The sequence below is a fragment of the Peribacillus aracenensis genome (assembly GCF_025175645.1).
Classification (GTDB): domain Bacteria; phylum Bacillota; class Bacilli; order Bacillales; family DSM-1321; genus Peribacillus; species Peribacillus aracenensis.
The window spans coordinates 1-14,768 of the sequence record NZ_JANZMJ010000021.1; the positions used below are offsets into that span (position 1 = coordinate 1).

Genomic DNA, 14,768 nt, shown 5'->3' on the forward strand with positions numbered 1-14,768 from the left:
CTACGTGCGGACGGGATAAGTGCTGAAAGCATCTAAGCATGAAGCCCCCCTCAAGATGAGATTTCCCATGGCGCAAGCTAGTAAGATCCCTGAAAGATGATCAGGTTGATAGGTCAGAGGTGGAAGCGTGGCGACATGTGGAGCTGACTGATACTAATAGATCGAGGACTTAACCAACGCTTTAAAAAAATGAAATACCTTCTTATTATCTAGTTTTGAAGGAATGAAAATTTCTTCTTGCATTTTCTCAAAAAGACGTTATAATAATATATGTCTTGAAAAAATGTTTGGTGACGATAGCGAAGAGGTCACACCCGTTCCCATTCCGAACACGGCAGTTAAGCTCTTCAGCGCCGATGGTAGTTGGGGGTTTCCCCCTGTGAGAGTAGGACGTCGCCAAGCTTATATTGTTCCGCAGTAGCTCAGTGGTAGAGCATTCGGCTGTTAACCGAACGGTCGTAGGTTCGAGTCCTACCTGCGGAGCCATTATTGGAGAGCTGTCCGAGTGGCCGAAGGAGCACGATTGGAAATCGTGTAGACGGGTAACCCTGTCTCAAGGGTTCAAATCCCTTGCTCTCCGCCATTTAAACCTGGCCCGTTGGTCAAGCGGTTAAGACACCGCCCTTTCACGGCGGTAACACGGGTTCGAATCCCGTACGGGTCACCATTTAGACAACATATTGGAGGATTAGCTCAGCTGGGAGAGCATCTGCCTTACAAGCAGAGGGTCGGCGGTTCGATCCCGTCATCCTCCACCATTATTCAATAAGATCAGGTTGTTTCTGTATAAAGGATTGATCATTCATCCCATTGAAACGCTCAACACGAAAACTTGATTCATAATAGTAACATTATTACCGTCGCGGGGTGGAGCAGTCCGGTAGCTCGTCGGGCTCATAACCCGAAGGTCGCAGGTTCAAATCCTGTCCCCGCAATCTATGGTCCCGTGGTGTAGCGGTTAACATGCCTGCCTGTCACGCAGGAGATCGCGGGTTCGATTCCCGTCGGGACCGCCATTATTGTTTGGCTCAGTAGCTCAGTCGGTAGAGCAAAGGACTGAAAATCCTTGTGTCGGCGGTTCGATTCCGTCCTGAGCCACCATAGTAGTGCCGGTGTAGCTCAACTGGTAGAGCAACTGACTTGTAATCAGTAGGTTGGGGGTTCAAGTCCTCTTGCCGGCACCATGTTTCATCCATATGCGGAGGGGTAGCGAAGTGGCTAAACGCGGCGGACTGTAAATCCGCTCCTTCGGGTTCGGCAGTTCGAATCTGCCCCCCTCCACCATCTTTCTTACAGGGGTATAGTTTAAAGGTAGAACAGAGGTCTCCAAAACCTCCAGTGTGGGTTCGATTCCTACTACCCCTGCCAATTTCAATCCTATAATGGCGATTGTGGCGAAGTGGTTAACGCACCTGATTGTGGTTCAGGCATTCGTGGGTTCGATTCCCATCAGTCGCCCCATTTAATAAAACATGGTATAATGATTACAACGTTAATGGGCTATAGCCAAGCGGTAAGGCAACGGATTTTGATTCCGTCATGCGAAGGTTCGATCCCTTCTAGCCCAGCCATATGCGAAAGTAGTTCAGTGGTAGAATACAACCTTGCCAAGGTTGGGGTCGCGGGTTCGAATCCCGTCTTTCGCTCCAAAAACGTTGGCGGCATAGCCAAGCGGTAAGGCAGAGGTCTGCAAAACCTTTACCACCGGTTCGATTCCGGTTGCCGCCTCCAACATACATGCCGGTGTGGCGGAATTGGCAGACGCGCACGACTCAAAATCGTGTTCCTCTGGAGTGCCGGTTCGACCCCGGCCACCGGTATCAAGAATAGCGAAAAATCGCTATTACAAAAAGCTTCACACATAATTGTGTGAAGCTTTTTTGTGTTTATGACGCACTATAACATATGTACAAATAATGTGCGGGATATTGTGCATTGATTCATCACTCAAGAATGAAGGCGATACATGAATTCAGGTGCCATAGATATTGCGGGGAGTGATAAGAAATATTCTCCATTTAAAAATTATTTGATCAGCAATAGTATAGAGTACGTTTGTTCTAATGAAGAAAATAAAAAACGAATGGAAAGAGCATTAACTCCATTCGTTCCAAAACAATAAATTTAGATTTCAATATTAATAGCATTTAGCGCCGCTTCCGTATAGCCAGAAGAGGATAGGGCGATTTCAATTTCTTCGGCAGCCTTATAATCAAATAATTTAAATTTAGACATTAAAGCGAAAGCATTTTGATTTTCGATTGCCAGGGCAACAGCTTCCACGTCTTGCAGTAGCTTCAGGTCTTCAATGTAGAATTGAGCGGTTCTCATTGCTAAATACTCATTCATTGTAGTCGAATTGTAGAAAAGATTTGTTAAAGTGGTGATTGCGTTAGGAACAAAAATCTTATTCATACTTACCCCTCCACTATTCTCAATATTCTGTCATTAATTCATTTCTAGTATGAGTCACGATAAAAATGTTGTCAATCTTTATCTTATGAGCATTTTAACTCACCAATTGAAAGTAAATCCGGACTCAAATTGAGTAAAACGAAAACAGGCTATTACAAAGGCAAAAGTGATTGGGAATGAATGTTGCTGAGTTTACGAAACGAACCAACTTACATGTGACATGTTGATTTAAGCTAGATTACTAGACCTGGTTGAGCATCAAAAAGCCAATGTCACAAGTGACACGATTAAGACGAATGTTTTAGAATCTTTTTAGAGATTCTTTCATTGATGAGTTCCTTTCTGTGTTTAAATCGAAGGGCATATAAAACAACAGATCCTTATTGACTGTGAAGAAGGCGGGCTTCCACATTACGCAGCTCTCCGAATGAAACACTATCAGCCACAATTATTTGCAATGTTCTCGTAGCTGTCATTCGTTTGTCTGGGTGCTTCATTTGCAGATGCTGTTGTATAGCTCGGAAAAGTTCATTATTTTCTGGACGGTTGGCGTTATAGATTTCTTGTAAACTATTCGATTTTCCCATGGCTTTTCCTACTTTCCTTCAAGTGTGAAAGACATATGAAAGCTTAATAATATTCGTATGGTCTATATTTCCGTCTGAGCGCGTCTAATTCCTTCTTTTTTCAATTAGATCTTCTTTAAAGATCAGGGAAGTTGCTCCTGATTTTTTTACATGGCGTTAGCTTAGCTGTCTTACTGCTTGACTGTTGCCTGTATATGTTGTTGTTTTTCTTTGTCTTTAACACCACCAAAGCAATGCAGAATCATGTTCTGCATAGGAGTGTGTTATTGTGTTGTTAGAATGTTCAAATTGAGACATGATGCACTAGCCCCGTTATCAACTAGGAAATTAGCTCCTTTAACCTTACTTCTATTTATTTTCCGCTTCGTACTTTTTCTAAATAATATCAATGAAATATGGTAATAAATAAAAAACCACTATTTAAGAACACGACAAATAACAAATTTCCTAAGGGGCGGCAAATTGTGAACAATATGGGATGTCAATGCAGGTCCAATGACGAGTTACAGCAACTGGTCGATCAGGCAAAAGAATATACAAATTTAGGAAAGGTGGCAGACTATATACCGGCTCTTGAAAAGGCGAATCCTGGGGATTTATCTGTTGCTATTTACTATCCTGACGGAAAAGGATATTGTGCGGGGGATGTAAGTGGGAAAATGACACTGCAAAGCATATCAAAAGTTTTGACACTTGCTCTTGTATTAATGGAAAAAGGGGGGGAATATGTCTTTTCCTATGTAGGAAAGGAACCCACTGGTGACCCTTTCAATTCGATTGCCAAGTTAGAGACAAACAAGCCATCCAAACCGTTAAATCCGATGATCAATGCAGGAGCATTGACTGTGACCCACATGATCGCAGGTGATAGTGTGAATGAACGATTTCTGCGTATTTTAGATTTTATCCGGGAATTGACACAAAATCCCACGATTGGTTTTAATGAAGATGTAGCCCGGTCAGAATACAATACAGCAGACTTAAATAGGTCGTTAAGCTATTTTTTAAAGCAGCATAATGTAATAAATGAGGATGTGGAGGACTTAATCGAATTGTACTCGAAGCAGTGTGCCATTGAAATGGATAGTCAGGATTTGGCGAGGATAGGCTGTGTGCTGGCCATGAATGGGAAAGATTTGTTGACGGGAAAGCAAATCATCCCCGGGGATATTGCCCGTATTTGCAAGACATTCATGGTCACTTGCGGCATGTATAACGCATCAGGTGAATTTGCCATCAACGTTGGCATACCGGCAAAAAGCGGTGTGTCAGGGGGAATCATGGGGGCCGTTCCCGGAAAATGTGGGATTGGAATTTATGGTGCAGCGCTGGATGAGAAGGGGAACAGCGTTGCAGGGATAAAAATCTTGGAAATGATGGCGAAAAAGTATTCTTTAAGTATGTTTAATTTTTAAACCTTGACCATTAGCGGTGGGGCGACGATATTAATGAAGTTATTTTTCATTCGGATGTTGTCTGGCTAAGGAAAGTCAGAGAGGAGAGAGAATAAAGCTTGGAATAAGAGCTATTTCGTTTGTTTGGTGTGGTCCTACAGGAAAAGGCCTATCAGATACGATTGGTACAGCAGTCTAAAGCCTGAAAGGAACAAATCACTCACTTTCACGGCAAAAAAAGGGACCTCTGCACATTCGGCAAGGGTCTTAAGGTGATCATAACAAGTTGGATAGGAGAGATACTTTTTTATATAATGCATGTACCTCTTTATTTCGATGTTCCCCGATGTCATTTCTTAGGTGGCCTTCCATATCGGTCATTAAATCAGCTAATTTCAATGCCTTTTGCCTATCGGAAATATTGCTTCGAATGATGGATTCATATTTTGCATTGTATTCAGTCAGTGACATTTCTTCCGTCCTCCCATAATATCATTTAAGCTGTCCTCTGTTCCTTCATCAACAATCCCAATGTACTTTAGTGTAACTTCAGGATGTGAATGATTAAGGATCGCTTGTAATTCAGCAAGGTCCTCACTTCGTTTATAGTGCCAGTACCCGAACGTTTTCCGCATGGTATGGGTACCGACGCCCTCGATGTCCACCATGTCCGCTGCTTTATTAAGCTGTCTGTATGCCTGTATCTTGCTAATTGGCTTATCACCCTTGCGTGAAGGGAATAGCCATTCACCATCGATGGTCGCTATATAGGCTGCCAATTCATTACATACATTATTAAGCTGTATTATTCTTGGCTTTTTTGTTTTGCCTTCCTTGATGATGACCTCCATCTTACCTTTAATGTCCTTTATCTTCAGCGATAATAAATCAGACACACGCAAGCCGGTATTAATGCCTAACAGAAACAATATGTAGTCTCTCTCGCTGCAATGTCTCTTCAGTGACCATTTCATATCATCTAATTTTTCCAATGATCTGATTGGTTGAACGTCAATTAAATGTTCTTTTGGCAAATGAGATCACCCTTATTTCATGCTAATGGAATCAGTGTTTTGAATGTATACTTTTTTATTAATTTAAGAGTAACACTTGAAAAGGATGGAAGTCAATGTGATGTGTAAATTGATATTTTTTGGACTGTCCACGGTTAGGAGAATTTTAGTTGTTTATTCGTATTAAGGCAGAATAATGGCATTAAAAACTTCTGGAACTTGATATAATGAATCTATAGGAATATTCTTCTAAACTGACGTTTTGATGGATATTTAATAGATGAATTAATTCATTCTGAATTTATTATGCTTTAACAGGATTGGGGTAACCAACATGAAGAGAGGTTTAGTTATATTGAAAAAGTTACTGCCTTTAATGTCAAGGGTGTTTACTATGGCAATAATGGTTGCGGTTTTTTACTGTATGTTCATGTTCGCAGACTTGGAGAAGGAAAAGTTAGACAGCGGCGGGCGTCATAACGAGCAATCCGTTAATTTTGAAGAGATGAGCGATCAAGAAGAGAAGCCAGCAGGTTCTTTGGTGAACTATTGTAAAGATAGCGCTAATGAAAGTCGCACCTCCAGTTGGTTTGGTATTGAAGTAGACGTTCTGGAACCTAGCGAATATACGGTTGAATGCATTGAACACTTGGAATAGGAGTAGAGTTCCTATGGATCAACCGTATATTTGAAGTTCAGGACAAAAAGGATTCTGGACATCAGGGGTTTAGCGAAAAGGGAAGGATATATAGCCGAACATTTCCGTGAGCGGGGGACATCCAAAAGCTGGTTGGCTCAATGGAACGGAGCCGAATTCACGGGAATATAAGTGTTTTGGAAAATAAGGCTTCGCCGAAATGATTGGTGACGAACGGGTACACAGGGGGGAGGCCATATCTGTTGCATATAGAACATTGACAATGGCCTGTTTGGATCTTGACCAAACAGGTTTTTAGTATGAAAGGAAATCCAATGGAAAAAATGGAATAGAATATAAAGAAGAATGAAGGAAAATTTTCCACCCCCATATCTTTTTCTCATTCTGAAACGTTTATAGGATAGAGGGTGTTGAAGGAGTGAGAAAAATGATAAATAAGTTAAGGGAAGATAATTTTGAAGAAAAGGATAACGGCGCGATCTTGCGTGAAGTCTATCCTGAATTGCTTCGGTTTTGCCGATTCCTGACCCAAAATAATTGGGATGGGGATGATTTGGCACAGGAAACGATATTGAAGGCAATGCAGGGCTATGGTAAGAAAACCGAGATAACAACGGCTTTATTGAAAACGATAGCCCGCCATTCCTGGATTGATACAATACGAAAAAGAAAAAAAGAATCATTTGACGAACTGTTGGATACCGAACAACAGGGATCAGTTGGGGAAAATGCCTTTGAAACGGTTGAATATATAATAAAGTCACTTACCCCGAAACAAGCCGTTGTTTTCCTGTTAAAGGAAGGATTCCTCTATCGGTCAAAGGAAATATCAGAATATTTGCACACGACGGAAACAGCTGTAAAGGCAATCTTGAACCGTGTGAAAAAGCGTTTTGCCGATGAGGCTGAAGAGCGTAAGTTGTCTTGTGTGGAAGATTGGCTAGATGATGAGGAACAGCGGCTCATGTCCCTGATGACACAGGCTTTAAAAGCCCAGAATCCTGATATCCTCATTAGAAGCATCCCATCTTTCAAATCCCTGAACAGTGAATCGATGATTCCTAAACTGATGAATCGTTCGATTCTTTCCAAATCAAGCTTCACTCCTTCAAACACACTCTCAATGGCTGCATAGCCAATATCATTGATAGGAGGAAGAAGAGATATGACCACAATTCCATATGTAATTGAGCAATCAGGCAAGGGTGAGCGCTCGTATGATATTTATTCCAGACTTCTAAAAGACCGTATCATCATGATTGGGGAAGAAATCACCGATCATTTAGCCAATAGCGTGGTTGCCCAATTGTTATTCTTGGCAGCAGATGCACCTGAGAAGGAAATTACCATTTTCATAAACAGTCCGGGGGGATCGACCAGTGCCGGTTTCGCCATTTATGATACGATGCAATATATTAAGCCTGATATCCGGACTGTATGTACGGGGATGGCTGCATCATTCGGTGCCATGCTTTTATTGGCGGGTACGAAAGGGAAACGGTGCGCTTTGCCGAATAGTGAAATCATGCTTCATCAACCGCTTGGCGGGGCGAGGGGGCAAGCCACGGAAATTGAAATTTCTGCCCGAAGGATTTTGAAACTAAAGGATCATATCAATCAAATCATCTCGGAAAGGACTGGGCAGCCTATCGAAAAGGTGGCGAAGGACACCGATCGCGATTACTTCTTAAGCGCAATAGAGGCGAAGGATTACGGTATAATCGATGAAATAATCGTTCAGGATAATTAATCCTGATAAAAGTGCCCTCGGTGAGGTCAAAAATAAGCTGAATGAAAACGAAAAGAAACTGTCGATATCTAATCGGCAGTTTCTTTTTTACCTTACAATTCGGTCATTCGCCCATGAGGCAGCCAAGTAATGGAACCTTACATTCCATACATGAGTTTTATTTCTTAATAATTAGTTTGCTAGACTCGTTCTCCTTGTTTACGGGAACGTCTTTTCCTACTGTGACCCTGCGAACGACGCGGTGCTGGTCCCCGTAATCGGCAATAGCGTAATGCTGCGTGGCTAGGTTATCCCAAATGACCACGTCCCCTTCACTCCATTGCCAACGCACGGTATTTTCCAAGCGCGTGACGTATGAATCGAAGATGCTTAATAATCTTTCAGATTCACTTGTTGTATATCCTTCAACTCTGCCGGCAAAGCCACCTAATAATAAATGTCTTTTTCCGGTTTCTGCGTGCACGTGAACGACTGGGTGCCTTGTTTTATAAATGGTCGATTCGAATATATCACGATATTTCTTTTTAACCTCATCATCAATGTTTTCGGCTGGTTTGAATTGTGCATAATCATATTCATTTGTATGGATCGCCCATAGTTCATCCGCTAATTTCTTCAATCCCTCCGGCAGTTCCTCATATGCTTTATTCGTATTTGCCCATACTGTATCGCCGCCAACATCAGGGATGGTTACACCTCTTAAAACAGAGTATTTAGGAACTTCTGGAACAAAAGTGACATCAGTATGCCAATGGTTTGCTTTAGCACCCCGTTCGGAATCAAGTTCGAAAATATAGTTAGTATTGTCTTTTACCGGTACTGTAGGATGCGCATAAGGTTCACCCAATAGTTTGGCAAATGCCTCTTGGCTGGCATCGTCCAAATGGTTTTGACCCTTGAAGAATACGACTTTATGATCGTTTAACGCTTGTTTGATTTCATTGAAAATAGCTAAATCCAAGTCCCCGCTTAATTGGACTCCTTGAATTTCCGCTCCAATCCTTCCTGCTACGGGTACCACTTTTAATTGTTGTGTTTTAGTTTCCGTCATAATCAATCTCCTCCTGTAAGGTATGTTTTTTTATTTTTTAAAAGCTTCATCAATGTATTCATTGTGGATCTGGTTTTTAAAATTAAATGATTTCTTGATATAACCCACACCAGCTAAAGTATCGATTGATTCTTGTTGTGCCTTAATGGCATCATCGGTAAAGTAGATATTTGGTTCTTCAGCCGTTATTATTTTCTTGACTGTGCTCACAGGCAATTTAGTTTCTTTAGAATAAATTTCAGAGGCCCCATCGGGATTTGCAATTTGCCAGTCGGCAGCTTTTTTATAAACCTTTAAATAGGCCTCGACAATTTCTGGATGTGCTTTTGCAAATTCGTTACGTGCAATGATTGCACCAGGAGCTAATATTTTTTCTTTTACTTTAAGTGCGACTGCATTCCTTTTTTCAATATTATTAAGGTAATAAGGGTTCCAAATCGCCCAGGCGTCCAATTGTTTGGTTTCAAAAGCGGATTGGGCATCATCCGGTTGTAAATTGATGAGTTTAATATCATCAATCGTTAAACCATGTGCTTTCAATGCCTTGATTAAATACACATGACCTGTTGTCCCGGAGGCAACACCGACTGTTTTTCCCTTTAAGTCTTCAATCTTCTTAATGTCTCCATCTGGCTGAGCCAGGATCCGGACAGATGACTCACCTCGACCCGTTTGTGCAATCACTTCAAATGGCAGATTCTTATCAATTCCGGCAATCAGTGCACCATCCCCTAAAAAAGATAGGTCAACCCGATTGGAAGCGAGGGATTCCAAAAGCGGGGGACCACTCGGGAATTCACTCCACTCGATTTGGGCATCCAGTTTAGAAAACTCTTCGTCGAACAACCCCTTTTCCTTTGCAATGACCAATGGCCCCATCTTTCCATTTAGGGCAATATGAACTTTAAGTGGATCACTTTTCCCGGAAGCCTTGCCGGCATCGGAATTGCAACCTGCCAATACAGCAATGCTAATGATGGCAAGCAATACGGCGGTTAACTTGTTACGGTATTCCTTCATGAATTCCCTCCTTTTTATTACACTTACCACATCTGGATAGTCAGATTAATGACGAAAAGAGATTCAACGAAGAGTATGCAGGGTTACTCTTCATTGAATCTCCGGTAGTCCAGTTGATTCACATGACCTATATTTAAATGGTTTTTTGTGAAGCGGATTTGTGTATGAATGCATCTTAGCAGGTGTTAGAATAATCTGTCAATTACTATTTATAATTAATCCGATAAAATAAATTGGTATTGAGTGTTGATTATAAATAATCGATAAGTTAATATAAAATGAAATATTGAATCGACTAGTTAACTAGAGATTCAGCAAAGGGACAATATGTGCCTTATTGCTGGATCTCTATTTTTTTTATTTGAGAAAGGGTGAGGTTATTGGTAGCGACGTTAGAAATGAATCATGTAAGCAAAACATTTAAGAATGATAATGAAAGTGTCCATGTTTTGGATAATTTAAATCTGCACGTCAAAAATGGTGAGTTCGTTACCATCATTGGTCCGAGCGGCTGCGGGAAAAGCACATTATTAAAGCTGATCGCAGGACTCGATTCAGACTTTGACGGCACGATCATAGCAGGGGATCATCCGGTTAGCGCCCCTTCTAAAGACCGTGGTTTCATTTTTCAGGAGCACCGCTTATTTCCATGGCTGAATGTGGAGAAAAATATTGCAGGTAACCTTCCATTAAAAAAAACGGACATCAGAAAAAGAGTGGATGATTTAATTTCACTTGTTAAGCTAAAAGGATTTGAAAAGGCGTACCCACGCCAATTATCCGGTGGAATGTCGCAGCGTGTTGCCATTGCCAGGGCCTTATTACGTAATCCTGAAGTTTTATTGCTGGATGAGCCATTCGGTGCATTGGATGCCTTCACGCGAATGCATCTTCAAGAGGCTTTACTAGAAATATGGGAGAGGAATATGACAACGATGGTGCTAGTCACACATGATATTGATGAATCCATCTTTTTATCGAGCAAAGTGGTAGTCATGGAGGCAAAGCCTGGACGGATTAAAGCTATCGTTCCAATTGATTTACCATATCCAAGAACTCGAACAAGCAAAGCGTTTCAGGAATTCAGGACCGTCATTTTAACCCAACTTGATCATCATCCGGAAGAAAGGGAAGATTGGAGCATTTAATTAATTTTTGAAAAAAGGAAGGATGAAAAATATGTCTACACAGACCGTTGCTCAAAACAAGTCGCTTGTCATAAGGAAAACGAAAAAACAATCCCAACTTGCCAAATCAGCATTGCGGGGTTCGTTCCTTCCCGTTGTCGTGTTGATTGCATGGCAATCATTAGGTTCGGTTGGCGTCCTGCCTGCCCAATTATTCTCATCTCCTTTATTGATCGTCACGACTTTCATTGATCTCGTTCGGTCAGGGGAAATGGGCATGCATTTACAAATCAGTTTAACGCGGGCTCTTCTTGGCTTTGCATTAGGTGGTTTTTTAGGCTTATTGCTAGGAGTCATCGTGGGCATGCAAAAAAAATCCGAAGAATATCTTAATCCGAGCATTCAAATGTTACGAACGGTTCCTTTACTTGCGATTACCCCTTTATTCATTATGTGGTTCGGGTTTGGTGAACTATCCAAAGTGCTGCTTATTGCTTTAGGTGCTTTTTTTCCTCTATATTTACAAACTTTTTTGGGCCTTCGGAATGTGGATAAAAAACTATACGATGTTGCCCGAATTTTAGAGTTTAGCCGTCTGGAACAAATAACGAAGCTCATGATTCCGGCAGCTTTGCCAAACATATTGCTTGGTATCCGTTTAGCCTTAAGTGCGGCTTGGATGTGCCTGGTCGTAGCTGAATTGTTGGGTGCGGATAGAGGGGTGGGCTTCATGATCCAGGATGCCCGTTCATTCATGCAGACGGACGTCGTATTCGTAGGCATCATCATTTTTGCCCTCGCTGGCAAAATCTCCGATTCGTTTGTCCGCTTTTTAGAAAATCATTTACTGAAATGGCAAGATAGTTTTAAAGCCTAAATGAAAAGGATGACCGCCCGGTTTTGGGAGGTCATCCTTTTTATGTTTGGTAATGTTTGTTTAATCTATTTCTCTATGTAAGGGCAAATAAATGGTGAAGGAGGTTCCTTTGTTCAATTCGCTCTGCACCACGATCTTCCCTTTGTATTTTTGAACGATGGAATAACAAACGGTCAGTCCGATACCTGTTCCCCTGTCTTTAAGCGAATAAAAAGGGGTACCGAGTATTTCAAGCTGTTTTTTGGAGAGGCCCATACCTGTATCCGTTATTCGTATTTTTGCCATAGTGCCTTCCTGCTCTGTTTCCACTTTGATGAATCCGGGATTGTTCATTGATTCAATTCCATTTTTTATGATATTGACCAGTATCTGTTTAAGCTCGATGGGATTCATGTTAATGTGCAAATCGTCACGGAAATCCAAGAGAAAGCCTATGTTTCGATTATTGGCGAAACTCGTTAATAGATCGGAAATCTTTTGGATCTCGAAATTTAAAGGAATGACCTCTACATTATCCGTTTGCGGTTTTGCCAAAGACAAATAATCATTGATTATCACTTGTGTATATTCGAGTTCTGTGAGCATGGTCTGTACATAAAATTTTTCCGTTTCATTCAGTTCCTTCTCTTGGTCTAATAACTGGGCAAACCCTTTCACGACTGTAATCGGATTACGTATCTCATGTGCAATGGTGGCAGCGAGCTGTCCAATTGAGTTCAGTTGCTTGGCCTGCTGTATTTCCTTGTGAAATGCATTCGTGGATTCCACCCTATTATTGGTTCCTATGAATACGAATACCAATATGATTTGTATGGCGATGAAATTAAGCGTGTTGCCGAAACTATCCAAAGCGACATATTCATAAGTGTTTTGAAGGTCTGTTTTTGAAATGATCAAGATGGAAGCGGGACCTAATATGAAATTTAAAGTGGCGACAATATAAAACCCGATTTTATCAAAGAGAAAAATGGGAATCAAGGGTGCTAAAGCAAATAAAGCCAACATGATTGCGGTGTCTGGGAATATCAAGAATTTCCCATATAAATAAACAGTAATTAAGAAAATGAATAGGGTTTTATAAAAATTGACTTCAGTTTTTAAGTAAAATAACAGAGAAATTATCATCCCCGATATTAAAATGACCTGCAATATCATCTCGTAGGGATTATCTTTCCAACTTATAGGTGATACAGAAATCCCAACTAATAGTAAAAGGGATATCATTGCCATGAATGCTTTCAGTATAAATCGGTGTTTGTTTTGATAATATTGATAATTTTTTAACATAATTCCCCTTAATATTAATATTCTGTTTGTTTGTTTAATAGTAATATGATACTAGTTTTTTGTAAATCAGAAAAAGATAGGTGTTGCCATCGATAGTTTTTCTATATAGTACCGGAAGGGGAGGTCAAGGAGTTAGGAACATATCTATCCATGCTCACTTAGTATGTCAACATTGGCACATCTGATCTAATATATGGGTTTTATTGGGTTTGTTTTTGGTTTAGTATGGATGTGTAAGACTTAAAGAACTAGCCCTAATGGGGATGAACGATAATGAAATCGTTAAAGACCGCGAAGAATGGAAGTTTGGAAATACTTAGTTGTTGGTATTTGGGAGACTGTTTTTTAATACTATTTCAATATGTACATGCCAAGAAACTTTTTATATTTTCTTATTGGATTACCAGTATCCATGTTTAGCACATTTTTCATTTATGATTTTTTTAGAAAAAGAGGCTTTTAGCGGATTTATGAATGCACGGGGGCAATTGTTCGATAGGTTATTTTACTCATTTTTACTAGAATATGATTTCTTTACATTATATTAGCTGTAGATTCACATTCCCCTTCTAAAATGATGGTAATAATAGGAGGGGGAGAGGGAAAATGAAAACGAATTTAAAGAAATTCGGCTTTTGTATGATGAGTGCGGCTTTTATATTGCAAGCTACTTCCATGGGGGCCTCAGCTGCAAATGGAAGTCATTCCAATTCATCTATTTATGAGAAGAAAATCGTGAATATTGCACATCGGGGAGCTTCTGGCCATGCACCTGAACATACCATTCCCGCTTATCAATTGGGAGAACAAATGAAAGGTGACTACATAGAAATCGATCTTCAGATGACCAAGGATGGAAGATTGATAGCCATGCATGATGAAAAGGTGGATCGTACAACGAATGGTACAGGTCTGGTGAAGGATTTAACGCTGTCAGAAATCAAGAAATTGGATGCCGGTTCATGGTTCAATGAACAAAATCCGCAATTGGCAAAAGAGGTATATGAAGGGGTAAAGGTTCCCACTCTTGAAGAAGTCTTTAAGAAGTTCGGAAAGCAGGCCAATTACTATATCGAAACAAAGTCCCCTGAAGTATATCCAGGAATGGAAGAAGAACTTCTGCAGGTTCTGGAAGAATATAAAATGGTGGATTCAAAAGGCCGTACCAAGAATGTATTAATACAATCGTTCAGTAAAGAAAGCCTTATGAAGGTTCATGACATGAATCCAAAGTTACCGCTTGTGCAACTCTATTCTTATAAGAACCCAGCAACCATTTCCGATGAAGAATTGGAATCCGTTAAGGAATATGCAATTGGCGTTGGCCCGAACTTCAATAAGGTTGACGGACAATATGTGAAGATGGTTCGCAGTCATGACCTTCAATTCCATCCATATACAGTAAATAATAGAGCGGATATGAAAAAGGCTCTTGAATGGGGTGCAACGGGGCTGTTCACTAATTATCCTGATGTATTCAGCGAGGTACTAAGAGAGTACAAACATGATAGTCACAATGAAAATGGGAATTTATAAGGTTACTAAATAATTGCTTTATATGTGAGTCCCGGTTTTTCCGGGGCTTTTTT

15 protein-coding genes, 15 tRNA genes and 2 rRNA genes are annotated in these 14,768 nt (G+C 40.6%); 25 read left to right on the forward strand and 7 right to left on the reverse strand.

Annotated features, from left to right (window positions below):
- From N0M92_RS18935 to N0M92_RS19020, 18 genes are all read left to right on the forward strand, one after another.
- Positions 1-177, forward strand: a 23S ribosomal RNA gene (locus N0M92_RS18935); the annotation flags it as partial.
- A gap of 109 nt (positions 178-286) precedes the next feature.
- A 5S ribosomal RNA gene (rrf, locus tag N0M92_RS18940) occupies positions 287-402 on the forward strand.
- Positions 403-411: 9 nt separating this feature from the next.
- A tRNA-Asn gene (locus tag N0M92_RS18945) sits at positions 412-486 on the forward strand.
- A 5-nt stretch (positions 487-491) separates the two neighbouring features.
- A tRNA-Ser gene (locus N0M92_RS18950) sits at positions 492-583 on the forward strand.
- A 9-nt stretch (positions 584-592) separates the two neighbouring features.
- Positions 593-667: transfer RNA gene (locus N0M92_RS18955), tRNA-Glu, on the forward strand.
- Positions 668-682: 15 nt separating this feature from the next.
- Positions 683-758: transfer RNA gene (locus N0M92_RS18960), tRNA-Val, on the forward strand.
- 103 nt (positions 759-861) lie between these two features.
- Positions 862-935: transfer RNA gene (locus N0M92_RS18965), tRNA-Met, on the forward strand.
- 5 nt (positions 936-940) lie between these two features.
- A tRNA-Asp gene (locus N0M92_RS18970) sits at positions 941-1,016 on the forward strand.
- Between the two features lie 9 nt (positions 1,017-1,025).
- Positions 1,026-1,101, forward strand: a tRNA-Phe gene (locus N0M92_RS18975).
- Between the two features lie 7 nt (positions 1,102-1,108).
- Positions 1,109-1,184: transfer RNA gene (locus N0M92_RS18980), tRNA-Thr, on the forward strand.
- Positions 1,185-1,200: 16 nt separating this feature from the next.
- A tRNA-Tyr gene (locus N0M92_RS18985) sits at positions 1,201-1,284 on the forward strand.
- A 10-nt stretch (positions 1,285-1,294) separates the two neighbouring features.
- A tRNA-Trp gene (locus N0M92_RS18990) sits at positions 1,295-1,368 on the forward strand.
- Positions 1,369-1,385: 17 nt separating this feature from the next.
- Positions 1,386-1,461, forward strand: a tRNA-His gene (locus N0M92_RS18995).
- A 35-nt stretch (positions 1,462-1,496) separates the two neighbouring features.
- Positions 1,497-1,571 (forward strand) — tRNA-Gln (locus N0M92_RS19000).
- A gap of 3 nt (positions 1,572-1,574) precedes the next feature.
- Positions 1,575-1,649: transfer RNA gene (locus tag N0M92_RS19005), tRNA-Gly, on the forward strand.
- An 8-nt stretch (positions 1,650-1,657) separates the two neighbouring features.
- Positions 1,658-1,731: transfer RNA gene (locus N0M92_RS19010), tRNA-Cys, on the forward strand.
- 8 nt (positions 1,732-1,739) lie between these two features.
- Positions 1,740-1,820, forward strand: a tRNA-Leu gene (locus N0M92_RS19015).
- A 146-nt stretch (positions 1,821-1,966) separates the two neighbouring features.
- Entirely contained in the window at positions 1,967-2,122 is a 156-nt protein-coding gene (locus tag N0M92_RS19020) for a hypothetical protein (protein ID WP_260287305.1), read from the forward strand.
- A 2-nt stretch (positions 2,123-2,124) separates the two neighbouring features.
- On the opposite strand, the gene N0M92_RS19025 is transcribed toward N0M92_RS19020, so the two are convergent.
- Complete coding sequence (locus N0M92_RS19025; RefSeq protein WP_260287306.1) at positions 2,125-2,415, reverse strand: hypothetical protein; 291 nt, start codon at positions 2,413-2,415, stop codon at positions 2,125-2,127.
- A 380-nt stretch (positions 2,416-2,795) separates the two neighbouring features.
- Positions 2,796-3,002, reverse strand: coding sequence for a hypothetical protein (locus tag N0M92_RS19030; RefSeq protein ID WP_260287307.1), 207 nt, complete (start codon positions 3,000-3,002; stop codon positions 2,796-2,798).
- 473 nt (positions 3,003-3,475) lie between these two features.
- Between N0M92_RS19030 and glsA the strand changes: the two genes are divergently transcribed.
- The gene (glsA, locus tag N0M92_RS19035) at positions 3,476-4,417 is read left to right on the forward strand and encodes a glutaminase A (protein ID WP_260287382.1); all 942 of its coding nucleotides are present in this window, start codon (positions 3,476-3,478) and stop codon (positions 4,415-4,417) included.
- Between the two features lie 255 nt (positions 4,418-4,672).
- On the opposite strand, the gene N0M92_RS19040 is transcribed toward glsA, so the two are convergent.
- On the reverse strand, positions 4,673-4,867 hold the full coding sequence (locus tag N0M92_RS19040) for a hypothetical protein (RefSeq protein ID WP_192207901.1): 195 nt from the start codon (positions 4,865-4,867) through the stop codon (positions 4,673-4,675).
- Positions 4,858-5,370, reverse strand: coding sequence for a tyrosine-type recombinase/integrase (locus N0M92_RS19045; RefSeq protein ID WP_260287383.1), 513 nt, complete (start codon positions 5,368-5,370; stop codon positions 4,858-4,860). The genes N0M92_RS19040 and N0M92_RS19045 overlap by 10 nt, the downstream gene beginning before the upstream one ends.
- Before the next feature lie 373 nt (positions 5,371-5,743).
- Between N0M92_RS19045 and N0M92_RS19050 the strand changes: the two genes are divergently transcribed.
- From N0M92_RS19050 to clpP, 3 genes are all read left to right on the forward strand, one after another.
- Positions 5,744-6,067, forward strand: a complete 324-nt coding sequence (locus N0M92_RS19050) for a hypothetical protein (RefSeq protein ID WP_260287308.1) — start codon at positions 5,744-5,746, stop codon at positions 6,065-6,067.
- Between the two features lie 427 nt (positions 6,068-6,494).
- On the forward strand, positions 6,495-7,202 hold the full coding sequence (locus N0M92_RS19055) for a sigma-70 family RNA polymerase sigma factor (protein ID WP_260287309.1): 708 nt from the start codon (positions 6,495-6,497) through the stop codon (positions 7,200-7,202).
- Positions 7,203-7,232: 30 nt separating this feature from the next.
- Positions 7,233-7,817: an ATP-dependent Clp endopeptidase proteolytic subunit ClpP gene (gene clpP, locus N0M92_RS19060; RefSeq protein WP_098370859.1), complete on the forward strand. Its 585-nt coding sequence runs from the start codon at positions 7,233-7,235 to the stop codon at positions 7,815-7,817.
- A gap of 157 nt (positions 7,818-7,974) precedes the next feature.
- Here clpP and N0M92_RS19065 read toward each other — a convergent pair whose 3' ends face one another.
- Complete coding sequence (locus tag N0M92_RS19065) at positions 7,975-8,868, reverse strand: TauD/TfdA dioxygenase family protein (protein ID WP_260287310.1); 894 nt, start codon at positions 8,866-8,868, stop codon at positions 7,975-7,977.
- A 30-nt stretch (positions 8,869-8,898) separates the two neighbouring features.
- A complete protein-coding gene (locus tag N0M92_RS19070) occupies positions 8,899-9,888 on the reverse strand; it encodes an aliphatic sulfonate ABC transporter substrate-binding protein (protein ID WP_260287311.1) in 990 nt (329 codons plus the stop codon).
- Positions 9,889-10,286: 398 nt separating this feature from the next.
- Between N0M92_RS19070 and N0M92_RS19075 the strand changes: the two genes are divergently transcribed.
- Entirely contained in the window at positions 10,287-11,036 is a 750-nt protein-coding gene (locus tag N0M92_RS19075) for an ABC transporter ATP-binding protein (protein ID WP_260287384.1), read from the forward strand.
- A gap of 22 nt (positions 11,037-11,058) precedes the next feature.
- On the forward strand, positions 11,059-11,892 hold the full coding sequence (locus tag N0M92_RS19080; protein ID WP_397443880.1) for an ABC transporter permease: 834 nt from the start codon (positions 11,059-11,061) through the stop codon (positions 11,890-11,892).
- A 60-nt stretch (positions 11,893-11,952) separates the two neighbouring features.
- On the opposite strand, the gene N0M92_RS19085 is transcribed toward N0M92_RS19080, so the two are convergent.
- A complete protein-coding gene (locus tag N0M92_RS19085) occupies positions 11,953-13,179 on the reverse strand; it encodes an ATP-binding protein (protein ID WP_260287314.1) in 1,227 nt (408 codons plus the stop codon).
- A 606-nt stretch (positions 13,180-13,785) separates the two neighbouring features.
- On the opposite strand from N0M92_RS19085, the gene N0M92_RS19090 reads away from it, so the two are divergent.
- The gene (locus tag N0M92_RS19090; RefSeq protein WP_397443881.1) at positions 13,786-14,715 is read left to right on the forward strand and encodes a glycerophosphodiester phosphodiesterase; all 930 of its coding nucleotides are present in this window, start codon (positions 13,786-13,788) and stop codon (positions 14,713-14,715) included.
- The last annotated feature ends 53 nt before the right edge of the window (positions 14,716-14,768 follow it).